Genomic DNA, 21546 nt, shown 5'->3' with positions numbered 1-21546 from the left:
TCCTTTGGAAACGATAAAGACGAGGAGGTGCTACTGTTGATAAAAACAAAATTAGCAGCCACTGTTTTAGGTTTATCATTATTAACCGCTTGTCAATATGGCGCAGAAGAAGATACATCTTTCATGCATGAAAATGGAAACACCATTAATGTTAGTGACCGAACTGACTTGTACAATGAAGAGGGAGTTCCGAACAAAAACGACAAAGGGGCAAGCTTTGGATTTGTTCGTCACCAAAAAAGCGGAATTCCTCAAGATGTTGCCTACACACCAACTCCTGGAATGAACCGTGAGCAGGTAGCTAATACAATTAGTAGTCTAAGCGTTCAGCTTCCGAATGTAAATGATGTTGCGACATTGGTGACTGATGAAGAGGTATTAGTCGCTTATGACACGGACTCAAAGGATCGAAATGAAACAGCCGATCAAGTCAAAAAGACAGCATTATCAGTCGTTCCACGATATTATCACGTGTATGTGTCAGATAATCCTAATATGATTCAACAAATACAAGCATATAGTCCACTCGATTCAACAAGCCGTGACATTGATGAAATCCTAAACGATACAATTCACAAAATGCTTGAATCACCACAAGGCCGTGATCTTAATAAAGGGGAAAATGCAAACGGTGAGGGTTATGGAGAACTGAATGAGGATATTGATGACGATATGAAAGATGATTACGAAAAAGTCCGTTATGAAAAGGATAAAATGCAATAGTATCAATTGGTGAACTGCCCTCAGGGTAGTTTACTTTTTTATTTTCGCTGAAAAAACTTAGTATTCGCTGATATATTTACATTTTCGCTGATATATTTTGACATACGCCGATATAATATCAATTTAGCTGATAAATTTAGTGTATCTTCAATATCGGGAAACGAAAAAAGGAGAAAGAAACCAAAATCAGGCTTCTCTCTCCTTTTTCAATTAAGCATGAGCTTGTTTTTGTTTTGCTGCTGAGTTTACTTGCTCATCAGCATGATAGGAAGACCGAACAAGAGGACCCGCTTCACAATGGCTGAAGCCCTTGCTTAGCGCAATTTCACGTAGTTCTGCAAATTCATCCGGATGGTAGTACTTTTGGACTTTTAAGTGCTTTTTCGTTGGTTGTAAATATTGACCAATTGTCATAATGTCAACATCGTGTGCTCTTAAGTCGTCCATTGTTTCAATGATTTGTTCTTTTGTTTCTCCTAACCCGATCATGATACTCGATTTTGTAGGAATGTCCGGCTGCATTTCTTTCGCACGCTTTAAAAATTCCAATGAGCGGTCATATTTCGCACGAGCACGGACTCTTGGAGTAAGCTCACGAACTGTTTCAATATTGTGATTTAAAATGTCAGGCTTGGCGTCCATTAAAATTTTCAGGTTTTCATATACGCCACCCATATCGGAAGGTAATACCTCAATAGATGTGAATGGGCTTTTGCGTCTAATGGCACGAACTGTTTCAGCAAACACATTTGCTCCGCCATCTTTTAAATCATCACGGGCCACAGCTGTCACAACTGCATGCTTCAAATTCATAAGTGCAACAGAATCTGCCACGCGTTCTGGCTCTGCTAAATCAAGCTCTGTTGGAAGACCCGTTTTAACCGCACAAAATCTGCAGGCACGCGTACAAACTGCACCTAATATCATAAATGTTGCTGTACGACGAACTGCCCAACATTCATGGATATTCGGGCATTTCGCTTCTTCACAGACGGTGTGAAGATTTTTTTCTCTCATTAGTTTCTTAAGATCTGTATAGTTTTCGTTAGTATTTAGTTTTATTTTTAACCATTCTGGCTTACGTAAATATTCTTCCTTCTTCGCCATCTGATTCATCTCCAATATGTATTCTATATCGATTTTATTCCTCAAAACATTACCATATACGTTTACCACTTTATCATAAGGTCATGTGTTGGACAAGGAAAAGGAACGTATGTAATTTCTAACATTTTCTATTAATGAAATAGAAAATGAAAACCAAACTATAAAAAGAAACTTTGATATGGGTATTCCTTATTACCAGTATTACCTCTCATTTTCCTACTTAACCAAGAACAGGGTATCGAGCTGTCACCAGAGAATTTAAAGAAAGGAGCTCATTACAGTGAAAAAAGTGGTATCACTCATCATCATCTTTATGGTGATTCAACTTTCAGTCCAGACGAGTGTCTTTGGGGCTGAAAAGACAGATCAACAAAAAGAAAACGAAAAGCTAATGAGCTTATATAGAAAAGTTGAGACAATTACATCTATTCCATGGTATGTATTAGCTGCTGTTGATCAATATGAAAGAAATGTCCGTCACTCAAGAAAGGATATTCCTAAAGCTGATGGATCAATTGAAATATATATTAAACCTGAGGTATGGGCTGGTCCATTAAACCCAAATCCAGATGATAAAAATCCAGCAAGTATAGGTCTTTTTGGTGGAATTGGGGAAGATGGTGATGGTGACAAAATAGCCGATCCAAAAAATGATGAAGATGTTTTGTATTCATTTGCCCATTATCTGCAATCATACGGGACTGATTTAGAAAATCTAAAGATTGGCTTGTGGGATTATTACCAACGCGATAAGTCTGTGGGACTTATTCTAGGGCATATGAAATTGTATAAACATTATGGACGCTTAGATTTAGGAAAACACACTTTCCCTGTTCCGCTAGGTCATAATTTCAGCTATAAGAATACCTGGGGTGATGCACGTGGCTGGGGAGGGCGAAGAATCCATGAAGGAACTGATATCTTTGCAAACTATGGTGTGCCTGTTAAGTCAACATGTTATGGAGTCATCGAAATGAAAGGTTGGAACCGTTTTGGTGGATGGAGAGTTGGAATTAGGGACATTGACAATACCTATCATTATTTTGCCCACCTAAATGGTTTTGCAGATGGCCTTAAGATGGGACAGATTGTTGAACCCGGTCAATTAATCGGATCAGTTGGAAGCTCCGGCTATGGTCCTCCAGGAACAGCAGGGAAATTCCCACCACATTTACATTATGGATTATACAAAGATAACGGGCGAACTGAATGGTCATTTGACCCTTTTCCACATCTTAAGTCATGGGAAAGAGCAGATCGAGCGGAAAGAAGAAAAAATAAGAGGCTGATATCAAGAATATCAGCCTCTTCCTTACTACTTTCGTTTAGCTTTTACAACAGCATTCGCAATACTTGCTGCCATTCCGCCCCAAATAATAACCATACCTATAATCATCATGGCAATTGCGCTTCCACTCATGACGGTTAGACCCCCTTACTCTTACTCTTTGACATTGAAAGTGAATTGTCAGCTGAGTTGCGCTTAATTGTGAATAACACACCCACAAGCATCGCTCCAATTGCTACTGTCCATCCCCAATTAAATAAGAAGCCTAAAGGATAGTCACCGTAAGGAGCAGTTAGGTTATTTCGTAGGTTATCAAACATCATATAACCTAAGACTGCTGGTGTAATAAATCCTAAGCAAATTCTCCACCATGCTCCTACTCGAATATCAGACATTGAATTTGCGTGTGATTGAAGATTCTTAAGCTCTTTTGCAAACCACGCAATAGCAATTACTTCAAATAAACCTGCCATCGCTACTCCGAACTGATTAATAAAGTAATCTACAGAGTCAAGGAAATATAAACCGCCTTTTGTAGCATAAATTAAGGAGATTAATGCAGAAAGTCCACCACCAAATGCAACTGCTTTCGTTCTTGATACATTGAATTTTTCTTGCACACCTGCTACAAATGTTTCAACGATTGAAATTAAAGATGATAAACCTGCCAGCACTAGCGATCCAAAGAATAAGAAACCAAATAATCCATTAAGCGCTGGAAATTCGTTGATAATCTGCGGGAAAACAACGAATGCTAGACCTACTCCCGCTTCTACTACTTCACTAACCGGAACACCTTGTTGTGCTGCCATAAATCCTAATGCACTAAACACTCCGATACCTGCTAACAATTCAAAACCAGAGTTACTAAAGCCTGTAATAAATGCATTGTTTGTAATATCAGATTTCTTCGGTAGGTAGCTTGAATAAGTAATCATAATAGCAAAAGCAATTGATAAACTAAAGAAAATTTGACCATAAGCTGCTACCCATACTTTACCATCAGCAATTTTACTCCAATCAGGTTTAAAGAAAGCATCCAAACCTGCTGCAGCTCCTTCTAGCGTTAATGCACGAATAACGATAATACCGAATAATATAACTAGCGCAGGAATAAAGATCTTGTTCGCCACTTCAATTCCCTTTTTAACACCTGCGAAAAGAACACCTAGAGCTAAAACCCAAACAAGAACTAATGGTATTAATACACCTGGAACTAATCCTCCAAACTGCCCTGGTGTTTCAGCCAGTTTTAGGTAATCACCGAATAAGAAATCGCCTGGTTCTGATCCCCAAGTTAAGTTAAATGAGAACACCGAATAAGACATTGCCCAAGCAATAATAACTGCGTAATAAGTGGAAATGACAAATGAAATTGCAACTTGCCACCACCCGATCCACTCAGAACCCTTGCTCATTCGTCCCAATGACATAGGAGCCGATCCACGATATTTATGACCTATAGTAAATTCCATAACAAGTAATGGGATACCGGCCGTTAATAGTGCGAATAAATATGGAATGAAGAAAGCCCCGCCTCCATTTTCATACGCTGTTGCTGGAAACCTCCAAATATTACCTAAACCTACTGCAGAACCAATGGCTGCTAGAATAAATCCTGCCCTTGTCCCCCACTGTGGGCGATTATCCATCGTTTTTCCTCCTCTTATGTTTATCTTTTTAAAAAGTGGAAACAATTAGAAATTATATAATTTTCTGATTATTTATTATAATCTATACATAGTATAAATGGACTTTATTCCTATGTCTATAAAAAATTTCGAAAAAATACTATTTCAAAATGATATTTTCAGAAATATCAAATAGTTCACAAAACATATGGAAATAATTTATTCATTCTTTCATTTTTTATTATTTCTTTATTTATTTAGTCCATAAAAGCAAGAAAGAAAAATACTCCAAAAAATATTATTACAATTTATAATCATTTCATGCTCATCAAATTTTTATTATGAATAAATATTATTTATTCATAATAAATCACAACAAAGAGAGGGATAATAACACCCTCTCCTTTACTCACTCGTTTTGAATTTTTTTGAGAAAACCACAATAAATGCAGCTAATAAAACAATAATACTAACAAAACCAATAATACTATTTCCTGTTAAACCTAAAACTAAGTAACCAATTGCTGCAATTCCCCCACCTATTAATGCGTAAGGTAGTTGTGTCATAACGTGATCAATATGATGACTTCCTGCACCTGTTGAAGATAGAATTGTTGTATCAGAAATAGGTGAACAATGGTCTCCTAAAACTGAACCTGCTAGGACGGCAGCCATAGCTGGAAGTAACATACTAATATCTGTAGCAGCTGTAATTTCAGCAGCTATCGGTAACATAATACCAAACGTTCCCCAAGATGTTCCTGTCGCAAACGCCATAAATGCTCCTAAAACAAACATAACTACAGGTAAATATGATAAATTCAGATTAGATTTTTCTACTATTCCTGCCAAATATTCACCCGTACTCAGTTGGCCGATCAAATCAACAATAACCCATGCAAATAAAAGAATATAAATGGCCGGTAGCATGGATTTAATTCCTTCTTTCAACGCTAAAGGTAAATAATTAGCCTTTATTCCTTTCGCTAAGAACAGGATGATTGTAATAGCTAACCCAAAAAGCCCGCCAAATAACAGGGATGCAGAAACATCAGTATTTTCAAATATCGTAAAAATTGTTACATCCGCTTTATCTTCAATCGCACTATATCCTGTGTACAACATAGATGAAACTGTTCCAATAATTAGGGATATAATTGGCCAAACAAGATTTCCTATTGTACCTTTGTCACTAGTTGGCAAGTCTTCTTTCACTTCACCAAGTACCTCTTTAGTAGGATCAACAACTTGACCTGTCTCAATTGCCCGATTTTCATGAATTTTCATTGGGCCGATATTAATATTGAATACAGCAACAGCAAAAACTAAAGCTAAAGCTGAGATAACATAATAATTCATCGGAATCATCACCATAAAAGCACCTAATGGCGTATACTCTGATACTCCGTGTGTTGTTAGAATTGTCGCAATCATTGCTATAATATAAGCACCCCAGCTTGATACAGGTGAAACAACACAAACTGGAGCAGAGGTTGAATCAATAATATAAGCAAGCTTTGCTCTGGATACTTTTTGGCGATCGGTAATCGGGCGACTTACCTGCCCAACTGCAAGTGCATTAAAATAATCATCGATAAAAATTAAGATTCCGAGCAATGCTGCTGTTAACTGTGCACCAGCACGTGTTTTCACACGTTTTTTTGCCCACTCACCAAAAGCACGGCTCCCTCCTGAAATAGAGATAAGTGCTGTAACAATTCCTAAAATTAGCAGGAATAAAATAATATAAACATTCCATGTATTCACTTCTCCGTCAGAATAAAAAACACCTTGAATTGCCTTTAATATAATCATTCCTGTACCGGTAATTGAAAATTCTTCAATCAATAACGCCGCTGATATTATCCCTACTCCTAGAGATAATAAAACTCTTCTTGTCAAAATCACCATTAAAATGGCGATAATTGGTGGAATAATAGAAAAAATAGTTCCTGCCATAATGTTAAAAAGCCTCCCATTTATTAATAATGGAAGGCTCTGAATTGATCATAGGATAATTTGTCTTTCTTACATCCTAAAGAATAGAAAATAACAATTTTTCTTACTATGTTATCCTCCATCTCGATCAGTAGCCCTCCATTATAGATTTCTATAATGACAGTATTACCTTTATTTAAAGTAATACCAGCAAATGTAACCTGACTAGCAAACATTTACTTCGGCAAAAAACCCTTTCCAATATGATCTTCGATGTCATACTCACATATTGTACTCTTGTTTTCTGCGCCTCTACCTCATCATGAGATAAGGTGATGTAGGTCAATATTTAGTATTATAAAATTATTCTACCAAAATAGTTGATTAAGAACAACTATGGTTTTTTTGGTAATTCAATAGAATGGTCTGCACCTTCTCCACTGTTATAATATTCAGGTACTTCTCCTTGTTCTGTTTGGATGACAACCGGAATAGTATTTACTGCTTTTACTACATCTGTAGCAAACGGAATCACTACCTGTACACTTACTTCTACGAATATAGCAATTTCATGGACAGCATTATTAATTCCGTATTCCTCTGTTGTTCTTTTAATATCTGTAAATACATCTCCTATTAAATAGTACTCGATTGGTATTCCCGGTCCGAGTGTACTCAATATTGAGTTACCTGTAATTTTCCCTAAAGGAATTTCATAAATAATTCCAGTATTACTACCCTCTTCATTAAGCGTCATTCCATGGAAATTGTTTCTTTCTATTTCCCCAAGCTTTTTTGTTACATTATCAGTTACTCTTTTCTTTGCCATTGTTACAGCTCGTTGATTAAATGTGAATGAATTTACATTTCCGTCAGAATCTTTATCAATTGTAACTAAATTCTCTTGTTCTTCATTAGTTAATATTTCTTCTTCAACTGCATCATGAATGATCGTGGTTGCAACTTTATTTGCTTCTAACCTTGCAATCTTCATCATGGTGGATTCGATCTGAACGTTTACAATCCAAAAGCTTATGGAAGTGATCAATATAAAAATAACAGTTGTTAATAATACAACATAACGAAAAGGTAAAGGCCCTCTACGCGGGCGTCGTCCGCGAAATTTAGCCAAAACAAATCCCTCCTTTACAAGCTATGTTTATGCATGTATGGAGGGATGTACGCTAATTTTTTATGATATTTTTCTTTCCAAGATGCGCTACATCATTTTAAGTAGAGCATCTCTTCCTTTTGTACCGACGGTAATGCCACGCTTTTCAGCCTCATAAGTGACTGATTCTAAAGGGGCCTCGAGAAGTTGCTCAATGGTGCGGACTCCTACCGCACGCCCCGCAATAATTCCCCTATCTTTAAGCTTTTCATTTAATAATGCAACATCAAGCGCGCCGCACATAATATATCCCTTTTCGTTTGTGATTGCCATAAAATTTGTTTTAGGCAACGCAACCGTAATAGCAGTAAATTGGTTTCCATCAATGACGATTGGTGTCATAGTGACCATTATTTCTCTACACTCCTTTCTTGTTATATTTTTATGAACAAAGAAAGGATACGTGTAGATCAATGCCTATAGCTTCGTGGATTTCTTGCCTAATTTCCAGGCTAAAAGATCTCGAAGCAGCTCAGGCATATAAAAGATTTTCTCAGCATAGCCAATTTTCGGATATAATGGTCCAAATGTGAACATATCAATTGTTGCTACAGCATAAATGCGATCTGCTTGAATCTCTTCACCATTTATAAAGATGTCTGTTACATGCTCCTTACCATCCTGTAAAACTTTCATTCGGACATCAATTCCATCAAATACCATTCGTCCCATTACTTTCCCTCTAAATCCTAATCCCTTTAATTTTAATTGTTCCATGTTTTCATCTCTTGACTGGACGATCACTTCTTTTAAAACATCACCTTTTAAGAAAACTTTACATGGGTTAATAGGATGAGGGCATATTCGGTGGAGATCTTTTCTCGTAACGGGACCTTTTGGTAAGGGCTCTAAAATAATCCCGGAATTCACCATAGCTACTTCACCATCACACCATTCTTTAATGGCCTGAACAAGGATCTTCGGAAAAGTAGAGTCTTGAAACCAATCAAGAGATAAATTTTCTCTTGATGTACCTACAACTTCTGAAAGAATTTGATCACTTGCCAAACTCGTTTGCTGCAGCCATTGAATCGTTTCTTCACAAACCTCTTTTTCATGATCCATAGGATAAACACTTGCTTTATGAGTCATTATCTTTTTTTCTTCTGTATCGATTGTTAAGGAAATATGACCGATGTAACGCCCATATTTTCCTGCTCCTGCTATTAGAGTTTGGTTGATCTCTTTTCCCTCTGGTAGTACGTGATGGGTATGCCCCCTATAATAACATCAATATCCGGAAACTCATTTGCAATGATTTCATCATCACTAATTCCTAAATGGGACATAAGAACAACAATATCAACCTGATCCTTAACTTGCTGAATAGTTTCTGTTAAACTTTGAAAAGGATCTTTAACTTTCCAACCTAATAATTCATAAAATTTCTCATAAAAAACAGTTACACCTAATAATGCGATTTTCGTTCCATTATGTAATGTTAAAATATGATATGGCACAACCCATTTAGGTCTCTCTCCTACTTCTGTATAAAGGTTAGAAAGAATGACCGGAAACTGCGCATCCTCATAAAGCATATCAAGATCATCATGTGAAAACGTAATACCTTCGTTGTTTCCAATGGTCACTGCATCATACTGCAAATGATTTAATAAATGAACATTTGCCTTCCCTTTTGTTGCCTCCGTAATTGGATGAAAGCGATCAGCATGGTCACCAATATCGAGTAAAATCATTTGTTCCTGTTGTTCGGCATGATATGTTTTTTTGTCTTTAGAAACTGAACAATGGATGGCCAGTTTTCAAAATGACTATGTAAATCGTTTGTATGATATAGATGAACCGTCTCTAACATATTCCTCTCTCCTTATTTACTGTGCCAACTACATGAGACCATACAAAAATGACCTAGTCTTCATCTGAAAACAAGCTTAACTGTTTTTCAGCAAGTCCGGAATATTGTATTCCTAATAATGATATCATCATCTTTGCATTGTCAGCTGCATCACCACCAGAGTTATTATTAAAAAGCATATAAATTGTTTCTGTGGTGCTTTTGATCTTTGATAGATGTTCTTGCCATTTTTGCAATTCCTGTTCATTATATCTGTATAAATATCGTACATCCCGCCAGTCATCACCATTTGCAGGCTTGTTCCATCCATATACATTACGGCCATGAAGTCGAATCAAGGTCTTATGGGGATTTGTTGGCTGTAGTACAGTAGGAATCGATCTTTCGCCAGCCTGCGGTTCATCAACGATACTATGAATCCACCCCTCAGACTCCATAAAACGTAATGTTTTTTCATAGTAAGTTGGTGAAAACCAGGAACGATTACGAAATTCTAGCGCAACCTCTGTATCTCCCATTATTTCTCGACACCATTTTAAATAAGCGACATTCTCCTTCGTACAAGAAAACCATGGTGGAAATTGAAACAGCACCATTGCAAGTTTATTGGATGCCTTTAACGGTTCGAGTGACTTGAGGTAAGCATTGAACATATCAATTTTATTGTCAAAGGGAATTTCCCCCCGAAGATGACCAGTCATTCCTTGATAGGCTTTTGCAATAAATTGAAAGGTTTCAGGTGTATCTCTGACCCACTTCTTCATATTATACTCTGGTTGAATGGCATAAAATGATGAATCAATTTCTACCGTTGGAAAATGAGCAGAGTATTCTTGTAATTTACTTTTTGTATTTGAATTCACGTAGAGAGAATCATGATCTCCCCAACCGGTTAATCCTATTTGAATGGTTGACATTCAGAATCACCCTGAAATAAAGTTTTGATTTTCTACCCATACTATACCACGTTCATAGATAGAAAGTTTAAGAAAAGCGCAAGCGCCTTGAACAGCCTCGGGCAAACAAAATGTTTTAGAATAGAAGGCATTCTTTGCCTTCTATTCTAAATTGGCTAGGCGCTAGAGCTAGACACCTACACTAAGTACACATTATATCCTTTATTACCTGTTAAAAAAAGGAACCGACATAATTGTCAGTCCCGTTTTGTTCCATTATATTAACCGATAGAACCTTCCATTTCGAACTTGATCAGACGGTTCATTTCTACTGCATATTCCATTGGAAGCTCTTTTGTAAATGGCTCGATAAAGCCCATTACGATCATTTCAGTTGCTTCTTCTTCTGAAATACCACGGCTCATGAGATAGAATAATTGCTCTTCAGATACTTTTGATACTTTTGCTTCGTGCTCCAGTGAGATATTGTCGTTTAAAATCTCATTGTATGGAATGGTATCAGATGTTGATTGGTTATCCATTATTAGTGTATCACATTCAATATTTGATCTTGCTCCTTCAGCTTTACGTCCAAAGTGAACAATACCACGGTATGTTACTTTACCACCTTGTTTTGAGATGGATTTAGATACGATGGTTGATGATGTGTTTGGAGCAAGGTGAATCATTTTGGCCCCTGCATCCTGGTGTTGTCCTTTACCGGCTAAGGCAATTGATAGAGTCATACCTCTTGCACCTTCACCTCTAAGGATAACTGCAGGATATTTCATTGTTAATTTCGAACCAATGTTACCATCAATCCATTCCATTGTTGCATTTGCATCACAAACCGCACGCTTTGTTACAAGATTAAATACATTGTTTGCCCAGTTTTGGATTGTCGTATAACGGCAATATCCTCCGTCTTTTACAATGATTTCAACAACTGCACTATGAAGTGAGTTTGTTGTGTAAACTGGAGCTGTACAACCTTCAACATAGTGAACATGTGCGCCTTCATCAACAATGATTAACGTACGCTCGAATTGACCCATGTTTTCAGAGTTAATACGGAAGTATGCTTGTAAAGGAGTATCCACTTTTACGCCTTTTGGTACATAAATAAATGATCCACCAGACCATACAGCTGAGTTTAATGCAGAGAACTTATTATCTGCCGGTGGAATAACTTTTCCGAAATGCTCGCGGAAAATATCTTCGTTTTCTTTTAGAGCTGTATCCGTATCTTTGAAAACTATTCCAAGCTCTTCAAGATCTTCCTTCATGTTGTGGTAAACAACCTCTGATTCATATTGAGCTGATACACCAGCTAAATACTTTTGTTCAGCTTCTGGAATACCTAATTTATCAAATGTAGCTTTGATTTCTTCAGGTACCTCATCCCAAGAGCGTTCCGATTTCTCAGAAGGTTTTACATAATACGTAATTTCATCGAAATTTAATGACGCCATATCTCCGCCCCATTGCGGCATTGGCATATTATAAAAATGCTCTAGTGATTTCAAACGGAAATCAAGCATCCATTGTGGCTCATTTTTCATACGAGAAATTTCTTCCACTATCTCTTTCGTTAATCCTCGTTCAGAACGGAAGATGGAAACATCCTTGTCAGCAAAACCATACTTGTAATCGCCGATTTCAGGTGCCTTTTTTGCCATCTACATTCACTCCTATCCAGTTAGATTTATAAGCGTAAAGTTATTCGTTGCCTTCTTTCACGCCTTTTTCCATTGCCTTCCAAGCAAGTGTCGCACATTTAATACGAGCAGGGAATTTTGCAACTCCCTGTAATGCTTCAATATCACCTAAGTCGATATCATCATCATATTCTTTACCAAGCATCATATTCGAAAAGATTTCAGAAAGCTTTAGTGCTTCATCTAATTTTTTCCCTTTAATGGCTTGTGTCATCATAGATGCTGATGACATAGAAATGGAACATCCTTCTCCTTCGAACTTCGCATCTTTTACCACATCATCTTCAATATCAAGTGTTAAACGAATGCGATCTCCACAAGTAGGGTTATTCATATCGACCGTTAAACTATTATCTAGAATCCCCTTGTTACGAGGGTTTTTATAATGATCCATAATCACTTGGCGGTAAAGTGTATCTAAGTTTACATGGTTAGACATTACTGAAGTACTCCTTTGTCTTTTTAATACCTGCAACTAATTTATCAACTTCTTCTTCTGTGTTGTACAGGTAAAAACTAGCTCTTGCTGTGGCAGATACCTTTAACCATTTCATTAATGGCTGTGCACAATGGTGACCTGCACGAACAGCAATTCCCTCAGCATCTAAAACTGTGGCAACATCATGTGGATGAACATCATCGATATTAAATGTTACTAACCCGGCACGATGTTTAGGTCCGTAGATAGTCATTCCATCAATCTGACTTAATTGCTCTAAAGCATACTGAGCAAGTTTATGTTCATGTGCTTCAATTGCTTCTAAGCCGATATCCTCAAGAAAATCAATCGCAGCACCGAGACCGATAGCTCCGGCAATAATAGGTGTACCAGCTTCAAACTTCCAAGGAAGCTCTTTCCATGTTGATTCTTGCAGACCAACAAAATCAATCATCTCTCCACCAAATTCGACTGGTTCCATGTTTTCTAATAACTGCTTTTTCCCATAGAGTACACCAATTCCTGTCGGTCCACACATTTTATGTCCTGAAAATGCATAGAAATCACAATCTAAATCTCGTACATCTATTTTCATATGAGGGGTACTTTGAGCACCGTCTACAACCATAACAGCTCCATTTTTATGAGCAATTTCAGTTATTTCCTTAATTGGATTAATCGTTCCAAGCACATTTGAAACAAGCATAACTGAAACGATTTTTGTATTTGAAGTGACTGTTTCTTCAACATCCTTGAGAGCAATCGTTCCATCTTCTTGTAAAGGAATGTATTTTAATGTGGCACCAGTAATTTTAGCTACCTGTTGCCACGGAATGACGTTTGCGTGATGCTCCATATACGTAATGACGATTTCGTCGCCTTCTTTTACATTGGTAAGCCCGTAGCTTTGCGCCACAATATTTAATGCTGTTGTTGCACCACGAGTAAAGATGATTTCCTGCATAGACTTTGCATTAATAAATCTTCTTACCTTTTCACGTGCTCCTTCATATCCATCAGTTGCCTTCGTCCCTAATGTATGAACTCCACGGTGAACATTTGAATTGTATTCTTTATAGTAAGTTGATAAAGCATCTATAACAGCAATTGGCTTCTGAGATGTTGCGGCACTATCTAAATAGACAAGATCGTTGCCGTTTACTTGTTGATTTAGAATCGGAAAATGGGTACGAATATCATGGATATTCATTACTTAACTTTCCTTTCGATAACCTCAACTAACTGCTTCTTCACGCCTTCAATAGGAAGCTCTTTAACAACCGGAGCCAAGAAACCATGAATAACTAAGCGCTCAGCTTCAACTTGAGGAATACCGCGGCTCATTAAATAATAAAGCTGAATTGGATCTACACGTCCAACAGAAGCGGCGTGACCTGCTGTTACATCATCTTCATCGATTAATAAAATTGGGTTTGCATCTCCACGTGCTTTTTCACTTAACATAAGAACACGTGATTCTTGTTCTGCGTTTGATTTTGTCGCACCATGTTCAATTTTACCGATACCATTAAAGATGGAAGAAGCACTGTCCTTCATAACACCGTGCTTTAAGATGTAGCCTTCAGAGTGCTTCCCAAAATGAACAACTTTTGTTGTGAAGTTTTGCTTTTGCTCTCCACGACCTACAACAACTGTTTTCGTATCTCCGAAAGATCCGTCACCCATTAAGTTTGTTACATTCTCAGAAATAGTGTTTCCATCATTCATTAAACCTAATGCCCACTCAATTCGGGAATCACGGCCGGCAACTCCGCGACGGTTAACATAAGTAGTCACACCCTCAGCTAATGTATCAACTGCACCGTAAGTTACACGTGCATTTGTATTAGCAAATACTTCAGAAATAATATTGAACACACCTTCAACCTTTTCAACAGTAGAAATATAGTTTTCTACATAAGTAACAGAACTGTTATCATCTGCTACAACAATAACGTGGTTGAATAATGTTGTATTCGGGTTATCATGTACAAACACCGCTTGAATTGGTTCCGCAACTTCTACATTTTTAGGTACATAAACAAATACTCCACCATTAACAAGAGCAGCATGTAAAGCTGTTAGACGATGTTCGTCAACTTTTACGCCATCTGTCATAAAGTATTTTTGAAGTAATTCAGAATGTTCTTTAGCTGCTGTGTGAATATCCGTTAAAATCACACCTTGATCCTTTAATTCACTAGATACTGAAGTAAATGCAGCTGTGTTGTTTATTTGAACATACAGATTTTTGTTTGCTGATTCAAGATCGATTAAAGATTTCACATCTTCATGCAATTCATTGAGAGAAGATATTTTTTGACTCTCAACAGTATGCTCTTTAAAGTTTGTGAAATTCCATTTATCAATTTTTGTTTTATCTGGTTTTGGCATTGGAAGATCCTCTAGTTTTGCAAGAGCTTGTAAGCGAAGATCTTTTAGCCAATCCGGTTCACCAAGCTTACTAGAAAAGCTTGTGACATAATCCTGATTGATCGTTAATGTTTCCATACGTCTCATACTCCCCCTTACAATTATGCTTCTTGTCCGACAGTTTCGTCTTCAATACCTAATTCTTGCTTAATCCAGTCATATCCTTCTGCTTCCAGACGTTGAGCTAATTCAGGCCCACCTGATTTTACTACACGACCTTGCATCATAACATGGACTTTATCTGGAGTAATGTAGTTTAATAAGCGTTGGTAGTGAGTGATCATTAAGCAGCCGAATTCCTCATTGCGCATTTTGTTGATTCCTTTTGCTACAACTTTTAATGCATCAATATCAAGACCAGAATCGATTTCATCTAAGATCGCAATTTTTGGTTCAATCATCATTAACTGAAGAATTTCGTTACGTTTCTTCTCTCCGCCAGAAAATCCTTCATTTAAATAACGTTGTGCCATATCTTGATCCATTTCAAGCTCTTCCATATTCGCATCCATTTTACGGATAAATTTCATTAATGAAATCTCGTCTCCTTCTTCGCGACGAGCATTAATTGAAGAACGTAAGAAGTCAGCATTTGTAACACCGCTGATTTCACTTGGGTATTGCATTGCTAAGAACAGACCTGCACGAGCACGCTCGTCAACTTCCATTTCAAGTACATCTTCACCATCCAATGTGATGCTTCCTTTTGTCACTTCATATTTAGGGTGACCCATAATTGCTGAAGATAAAGTTGATTTCCCCGTTCCGTTTGGTCCCATAATTGCGTGGAACTCTCCGCCTTTTATTTCAAGATTTACACCTTTAAGAATTTCTTTTCCATCAATTTCTACGTGTAAATCCTTAATGATTAATGTAGAACCTGCCATATTGAAAACCCTCCATGTTATATAAAGTTTACTAATTCTCATTTTATTCTCATTCTAATATTATAACAAATGAAAAGTGAACACAACCTTTATGAAATCTAGTCGAAGATTGTCGTGTGATAAATCCATGTCTTTCATACATTTACACTCCAATAATATGTACATAGAGAAATTAGCCAGTTTCTACTATATAACACATTTCTCTGTGAATCTACCCTTTAGGTACCTTGTTTATTTTCTTCCTTTCTACTAGAAAACATTCTCTTGGGGATAAAATTTATTTAACTTAAAATTTAATGGTCAAAAATAAAAGAAGAATCAGTGTTTCCCACTGATTCTCCGCTCATCTATAAATCCTACCTTTTCATTTTCCGTTCAAGATCTGCATAAATCAACTGACTTTTTCGGTATTCTTCTTCCCGACTCATTTCAACATCCATGCGTTTATCATGCTTTCTAGCATACTCTGCATATCCCATTCCGTGAGACTGATGCATCGCCTTTTCCATTTCCGGAGTAAATTTCAGGTCGAGTGAAGCTTGATTCGAGTGAATAATGAATCAATCCTTTCAGCTTATTATTTATTTCATAATAAGCATAGCAAGAATTTTCACTCAACTCAAAGTTCGTAAGATAATCTCACAAACCATACTGTCTCATTACGAATCATTTTGTCAGATTAGATACACTATCTGTTGTTTTTCTCATTGATTCTCTATTTTACTCAACTTATTGCTTTAATTGATTCAATTCTTGAATACATTCCTGAACAAGTGTAACAGCTTGGCTCATCGCAGCTCCTCCACCAAAAGCTGCTGTAACACCGACTGCTTCCAGGATTTCATCTTCACTTGCCCCGTTATCAAGACATCCTTTTGCATGGTAAATAATACAGTATTCGTCTTGAGTATTAATCGCAATTCCTAAAGCAATTAACTGCTTTTCCTTCTTAGAAAGTTTTCCTTCCTTAAAACATGCCTCTGTAAATGCATTATAAGGTGTTGCAATGTCCGGCATTTTTTGAGTGAACATGCCTAAACCCATTTTATATTCATGTAAAGCAGCTTCAGTAGAGGTCATAAGTTCTTCATTCTGTTCCATTTTACACAGCTCCAATCTAATTTCATCATCAGGCTTAGTATGCATGTTTCCTTTGAATGTATTCAAAAGACTGCATGAAAAAAGAGACCTGCCATTAGACAGATCTCCGGTTCTTTGATTAATCATTCACTGGTAAAACAGAACCAGGATATTTTGTGGTAATGAATTCTTTAATCTCTTCAGATTTTAATACTTCTACTAAAGTTTTAATTTCTTCTTTATCTTTGTCTTCACTTCGGATAGCGATAATATTTGCATAAGGATTATTTTCTCCCGCTTCTAGAGCAACTGCATCTTCCGCCGGATTTAACCCAGCTGCTAATGCATAGTTTCCATTGATAATAACAGCAGCACCCTCATCATTTTCATATGCACTTGCCAACATTTCAGGTGCAACACTATCATCAATTTCCAGATTTTTTTCATTTTCTACAATATCATCTTTTGTTGCGTTAATTTTTTCAACATCCGGATTAAGCTTAATTAACCCTTTTTCTTCAAGTAGAGCTAACACGCGACCCATTTCCGCAACGTTATTGCTCATGATAATTTTTGCACCTTCCGGTAAGTCCTTAAGATCTTTATATTCTTTTGAGTAAATACCAAATGGCTCAATATGGATTGCTCCGGCATTTTCAATTTCAAAACCATTTTCTTTTACTGCATTATCTAAATACGGAACATGTTGGAAATAGTTTGCATCAAGATCACCATTTTCTAGCGCAGGGTTAATTAATGGATAATCAGAAAACTCTTCAATTTTCAATTCAATCCCTTTTTCTTCTAGTAGCGGTTTTGCTTCTTCCAGGATCTCAGCATGCGGAACTGTAGTAGCTCCAACTGTTAGAACTTTTGTTTCTTGTTCTGTGTTGCCTTCAGTTGATTCTTGTGAACCATTATCTTCCCCGCCGCAAGCAACTAAAAGAATGGCAAAAATCGTAAATACAATAGATAGTAAGTACTTTTTCACTTCGTTTTCCTCCTAACGTTTATCAATAGCTTTAACTAATATATCTCCAATAAATTGGATAATAAACACAATAATTAAGATAAAGATTGTCGCAACAATTGTTACTTCAAAATTATTTCTCTGGAAACCTTCACGGTATGCCAGGTCACCTAATCCTCCTGCCCCAACAACACCTGCCATTGCCGTATAGCCAACTAAAGCGATGGCTGTAACAGTTATTCCCGAAACTAGTGCCGGAAGTGATTCAGGTAAAAGGACTTTCCACATGATTGTGGATGTTTTTGCCCCCATAGATTTTGCAGCTTCAATAACCCCTTTATCCACTTCTCTTAAAGCAAGCTCTACCATTCTTGCATAAAAAGGAGCTGCCCCGATAATTAAGGCGGGGAGTGCAGCATTTGCACCAAGGATAGAGCCAACAATCACTTTTGTCATCGGTAAAAGCAAAATAACTAAAATAATAAACGGTATTGAACGAAAGATGTTTACTATTCCGGAAAGAATGGTGTTAAAAACAGTGTTACCCCATATGTTGCCCTTCGATGTTAAAAATAATAGAAGACCTAGGATGATTCCAATGAATAAGGTTGCCACAACTGAAACACCTGTCATATAAGTCGTCTCATATGTTGCTTCCCATACCTTTTCCCAATTCACATTTGGAAGAAACTGTTCAAGCATTCACCAGCACCTCCACTTCAACTTGTTGTTCTTTAATAAATGTGACAGTACGTTCGATTTCTTCTTGTTTTCCATCTACATGTAAAAACAACGAACCATATGATCCACTTTGAGTTTGAGAGATTTTACCTTGAAGAATATTCACTTCGATCTGAAAATTTCGAATGATATTCGTAATTAACGGCCTCTCTGCTCCCTCACCTACAAATGTTAGCTGCAGTACTTTTCCAGAATCATATTTCTTTAACAAATGCTCCACTGCTTCCTTCGTATCGTCCGGTTCGGAAATTTGCTTTACAAATGTTCTTGTAATTGGTTTTTGCGGGTTTTTAAATACATCTAAAACATTTCCTTGTTCCACTACCTCACCATTTTCCATCACTGCAACACGATGACAAATCTTACGGATAACATGCATTTCGTGTGTAATAAGAACAATGGTTAAACCTAAACGTTTATTAATATCGACTAATAACTCCAAAATCGAGTCAGTTGTTTGAGGATCCAGCGCTGAGGTTGCTTCATCACATAATAATACCTTTGGATTATTTGCTAGTGCTCTGGCAATACCCACACGCTGCTTTTGTCCACCACTTAATTGAGAAGGGTAAGCATTTTCACGACCTTCCAATCCGACAAGCTTGATTAATTCATCTACACGTCTTAGTCGTTCAGTTTTTTTCACTCCGGCAATTTCTAATGGAAAGGCAATATTTTCACGGACCGTTCTTGACCATAACAAATTAAAATGTTGAAAGATCATGCTTATTTCTAAACGGGCTTTTCGGAGCTTTGCGCCTGAAACAGAATCAATTCTACTATCAGCTACTATTACTTCCCCGCTTGTTGGCTTTTCCAACCCATTTAGTAGACGAATTAAAGAACTTTTACCTGCTCCACTATAACCAATAATCCCAAAGATCTCACCTTTCTCGATCTCAAGATTCACATTATTCACAGCTCTAACCTGACCTGATTTTGTATCATATATTTTATTGACATTTGATAATGTAATCATGCTGTCACCTTCTTTCTAATGATTTGATTATTTAATAAGAACAAAATAAAAAACCTTTCTACTAAATGAGCAGAAAGGCACTTATAAATCCTTTCTCTCATCTCTCAAAGCATTGCTTTGCGTGAATTGGCACCATTTCAACATATGTTGTTGGTTGCCGGGCTTCGTCGGGCACTTCCCTCCACCTCTCTTGATAAGAGTTTCTTATATTAAATTAAGTAAATGTCGGTTTTTAAATACGAGTGTGATTGTATCATGTGTTAAAAAATCATGTCAATCAAAATCAATTTGTTATAAAATTTTAAAAATTCTGGTTTATCTACAAAAAGCACCCTAATACAAAAAGAAATAGAATGACATAAGCGATCATCCTATTTCTTTTTATTTTATATATTCACTTGTTCTAAACTTCTTATCCCTGTAGCCTTTTCAATAGCTTGTTCAAGGTCCTCAATTAAATCATCAATATGTTCTATTCCCACTGAAAGGCGAATTAAGTCTTTTTTAACTCCTGATTTCTTTAAATCCTCATCATTTAGTTGTTGATGTGTTGTACTTGCCGGATGGATAATTAAGCTTTTGGCATCCCCTACATTTGCTACATGTGACCACAATTCAACAGAGTTTATTAAGGATGCTCCTGCTTCTCTTCCACCTTTAATGCCAAACACGATGACTGCCCCTGCTCCCTTAGGAAGATATTTATCAGCCAAATCTTTTGCTGGATGATTCGGGCTTTCAGGGTATAGCACCCATTCTACAGCTGGATGGTTCTCAAGGTAATCAACCATTTTTCGCGCATTTGATACATGCTCTTTCATTCGAACATGAAGAGTTTCTAATCCTAGTGTAAATTGAAATGCATTGTAAGGGCTAATGGCAGGTCCCATATCTCTTAATAATTGGACTCTCGCTTTGATAATATATGCTTGTGCACCTAAGGCCTCAGAATATACGAGATCATGATAGCTTGGGTCAGGTGTTGTAAACCCTGGGAATTTAGGGCTATTCCAGTCAAACCTCCCACCGTCTACGATCACTCCCCCCATTGTTGTTCCATTTCCTAATAACCATTTGGTGGCAGAGTGAACAACAATATCAGCACCATGTTCAATCGGCTTACACAAATATGGAGTTGCAAATGTATTATCAACAATTAGCGGAATACCAGCTTCATGTGCGATTTCAGCAACAGCTTCAATATCGAGAATATCTAAACTTGGATTACCAATTGTTTCTGCAAAAATCGCTTTCGTTTTTGGAGTGATAGCTGCACGGAAATTCTCAGGGTTTTTCGGATCAACAAAAGTTGTGTTAATTCCATATTTCGGCAAGGTTGCGGCAAACAAATTATACGTTCCACCGTATAGGGTAGATGCTGATACAATTTCATCGCCAGCGCCAGCGATATTCAATACAGATAATGTAATCGCTGCCATTCCACTTGCTACAGCTAAACTGCCAATCCCTCCCTCAAGTTGGGCAATTCTTTCCTCAAATACTGTTGCTGTTGGATTATGTATTCTTGTATAGATATATCCCGGCTCTTTCAAACCAAACAAATTAGCGGCATGTTCAGTATTATCAAACACATAAGCGTTGGACTGATAAATAGGTACAGATCTTGCACCTGTCATTTCATCTTTTTTTAATCCACCGTGAATTGTTAATGTTTCTTGTCGATATTGTTTTTCATTCATTTTTTGATTCCTCCCCTATTGTATTACCT

General features: G+C 37.0%; 19 protein-coding genes, 2 pseudogenes and 2 riboswitches. Of the genes and pseudogenes, 2 read left to right on the top strand and 19 right to left on the bottom strand.

What is annotated here, in order from left to right; translation table 11 throughout:
- Positions 1-36 precede the first annotated feature (36 nt).
- Positions 37-723 carry a YhcN/YlaJ family sporulation lipoprotein gene (locus AC0L8O_RS02395; RefSeq protein ID WP_473446454.1) on the top strand — a complete coding sequence of 229 codons (687 nt, stop codon included), beginning with the start codon at positions 37-39 and terminating at the stop codon, positions 721-723.
- A 210-nt stretch (positions 724-933) separates the two neighbouring features.
- On the opposite strand, the gene lipA is transcribed toward AC0L8O_RS02395, so the two are convergent.
- The gene (gene lipA, locus AC0L8O_RS02390; protein ID WP_026559041.1) at positions 934-1830 is read right to left on the bottom strand and encodes a lipoyl synthase; all 897 of its coding nucleotides are present in this window, start codon (positions 1828-1830) and stop codon (positions 934-936) included.
- A 280-nt stretch (positions 1831-2110) separates the two neighbouring features.
- Between lipA and AC0L8O_RS02385 the strand changes: the two are divergent.
- Positions 2111-3106: pseudogene (locus AC0L8O_RS02385) on the top strand (M23 family metallopeptidase); the annotation flags it as partial.
- A gap of 39 nt (positions 3107-3145) precedes the next feature.
- Here AC0L8O_RS02385 and AC0L8O_RS02380 read toward each other — a convergent pair.
- From AC0L8O_RS02380 to AC0L8O_RS02295, 18 genes and pseudogenes are all read right to left on the bottom strand, one after another.
- Positions 3146-3214 (bottom strand): MetS family NSS transporter small subunit, encoded by a 69-nt coding sequence (locus tag AC0L8O_RS02380; RefSeq protein ID WP_473448600.1) that lies wholly within the window; start codon positions 3212-3214, stop codon positions 3146-3148.
- Positions 3215-3255: 41 nt separating this feature from the next.
- Positions 3256-4770: a sodium-dependent transporter gene (locus AC0L8O_RS02375; RefSeq protein ID WP_226529104.1), complete on the bottom strand. Its 1515-nt coding sequence runs from the start codon at positions 4768-4770 to the stop codon at positions 3256-3258.
- Between the two features lie 384 nt (positions 4771-5154).
- Positions 5155-6708, bottom strand: a complete 1554-nt coding sequence (locus tag AC0L8O_RS02370) for a Na+/H+ antiporter NhaC family protein (RefSeq protein ID WP_473446453.1) — start codon at positions 6706-6708, stop codon at positions 5155-5157.
- 123 nt (positions 6709-6831) lie between these two features.
- A riboswitch (Lysine riboswitch) is annotated at positions 6832-7010 on the bottom strand.
- A 71-nt stretch (positions 7011-7081) separates the two neighbouring features.
- The gene (yunB, locus tag AC0L8O_RS02365; protein ID WP_473446452.1) at positions 7082-7819 is read right to left on the bottom strand and encodes a sporulation protein YunB; all 738 of its coding nucleotides are present in this window, start codon (positions 7817-7819) and stop codon (positions 7082-7084) included.
- Between the two features lie 87 nt (positions 7820-7906).
- Positions 7907-8209: a YunC family protein gene (locus AC0L8O_RS02360; RefSeq protein WP_026559046.1), complete on the bottom strand. Its 303-nt coding sequence runs from the start codon at positions 8207-8209 to the stop codon at positions 7907-7909.
- A 66-nt stretch (positions 8210-8275) separates the two neighbouring features.
- Positions 8276-9674: pseudogene (locus tag AC0L8O_RS02355) on the bottom strand (bifunctional metallophosphatase/5'-nucleotidase).
- Positions 9675-9727: 53 nt separating this feature from the next.
- Positions 9728-10591 (bottom strand): DUF72 domain-containing protein, encoded by an 864-nt coding sequence (locus tag AC0L8O_RS02350; RefSeq protein ID WP_473446451.1) that lies wholly within the window; start codon positions 10589-10591, stop codon positions 9728-9730.
- 260 nt (positions 10592-10851) lie between these two features.
- Positions 10852-12249 carry a Fe-S cluster assembly protein SufB gene (gene sufB, locus AC0L8O_RS02345; protein ID WP_102228598.1) on the bottom strand — a complete coding sequence of 466 codons (1398 nt, stop codon included), beginning with the start codon at positions 12247-12249 and terminating at the stop codon, positions 10852-10854.
- A gap of 40 nt (positions 12250-12289) precedes the next feature.
- On the bottom strand, positions 12290-12727 hold the full coding sequence (gene sufU, locus AC0L8O_RS02340) for a Fe-S cluster assembly sulfur transfer protein SufU (RefSeq protein WP_473446450.1): 438 nt from the start codon (positions 12725-12727) through the stop codon (positions 12290-12292).
- Positions 12720-13937, bottom strand: coding sequence for a cysteine desulfurase (locus AC0L8O_RS02335; protein WP_473446449.1), 1218 nt, complete (start codon positions 13935-13937; stop codon positions 12720-12722). The genes sufU and AC0L8O_RS02335 overlap by 8 nt, the downstream gene beginning before the upstream one ends.
- Positions 13937-15247 carry a Fe-S cluster assembly protein SufD gene (sufD, locus tag AC0L8O_RS02330; RefSeq protein ID WP_473446448.1) on the bottom strand — a complete coding sequence of 437 codons (1311 nt, stop codon included), beginning with the start codon at positions 15245-15247 and terminating at the stop codon, positions 13937-13939. The genes AC0L8O_RS02335 and sufD overlap by 1 nt, the downstream gene beginning before the upstream one ends.
- 14 nt (positions 15248-15261) lie before the next feature.
- Positions 15262-16047, bottom strand: coding sequence for a Fe-S cluster assembly ATPase SufC (gene sufC / locus AC0L8O_RS02325; RefSeq protein ID WP_473446447.1), 786 nt, complete (start codon positions 16045-16047; stop codon positions 15262-15264).
- Positions 16048-16403: 356 nt separating this feature from the next.
- Positions 16404-16544 carry a YuzK family famiily protein gene (locus AC0L8O_RS02320; protein ID WP_198025681.1) on the bottom strand — a complete coding sequence of 47 codons (141 nt, stop codon included), beginning with the start codon at positions 16542-16544 and terminating at the stop codon, positions 16404-16406.
- Positions 16545-16776: 232 nt separating this feature from the next.
- Positions 16777-17148 carry a carboxymuconolactone decarboxylase family protein gene (locus AC0L8O_RS02315; RefSeq protein WP_473446446.1) on the bottom strand — a complete coding sequence of 124 codons (372 nt, stop codon included), beginning with the start codon at positions 17146-17148 and terminating at the stop codon, positions 16777-16779.
- Positions 17149-17266: 118 nt separating this feature from the next.
- Positions 17267-18118, bottom strand: coding sequence for a MetQ/NlpA family ABC transporter substrate-binding protein (locus AC0L8O_RS02310; protein ID WP_473446445.1), 852 nt, complete (start codon positions 18116-18118; stop codon positions 17267-17269).
- A gap of 12 nt (positions 18119-18130) precedes the next feature.
- Positions 18131-18799: a methionine ABC transporter permease gene (locus tag AC0L8O_RS02305; RefSeq protein WP_473446444.1), complete on the bottom strand. Its 669-nt coding sequence runs from the start codon at positions 18797-18799 to the stop codon at positions 18131-18133.
- Positions 18792-19817, bottom strand: a complete 1026-nt coding sequence (locus AC0L8O_RS02300) for a methionine ABC transporter ATP-binding protein (RefSeq protein ID WP_473446443.1) — start codon at positions 19815-19817, stop codon at positions 18792-18794. The genes AC0L8O_RS02305 and AC0L8O_RS02300 overlap by 8 nt, the downstream gene beginning before the upstream one ends.
- Before the next feature lie 94 nt (positions 19818-19911).
- Positions 19912-20017: riboswitch (SAM riboswitch) on the bottom strand.
- A gap of 186 nt (positions 20018-20203) precedes the next feature.
- Positions 20204-21517 carry an O-acetylhomoserine aminocarboxypropyltransferase/cysteine synthase family protein gene (locus AC0L8O_RS02295; protein WP_473446442.1) on the bottom strand — a complete coding sequence of 438 codons (1314 nt, stop codon included), beginning with the start codon at positions 21515-21517 and terminating at the stop codon, positions 20204-20206.
- Positions 21518-21546: the final 29 nt, after the last annotated feature.

It is taken from the genome of Metabacillus sp. KJ11-3 (assembly GCF_055808295.1).
Note: the sequence above shows the minus strand (reverse complement) of the source record. Positions and strands in the feature narration are given on the sequence as shown.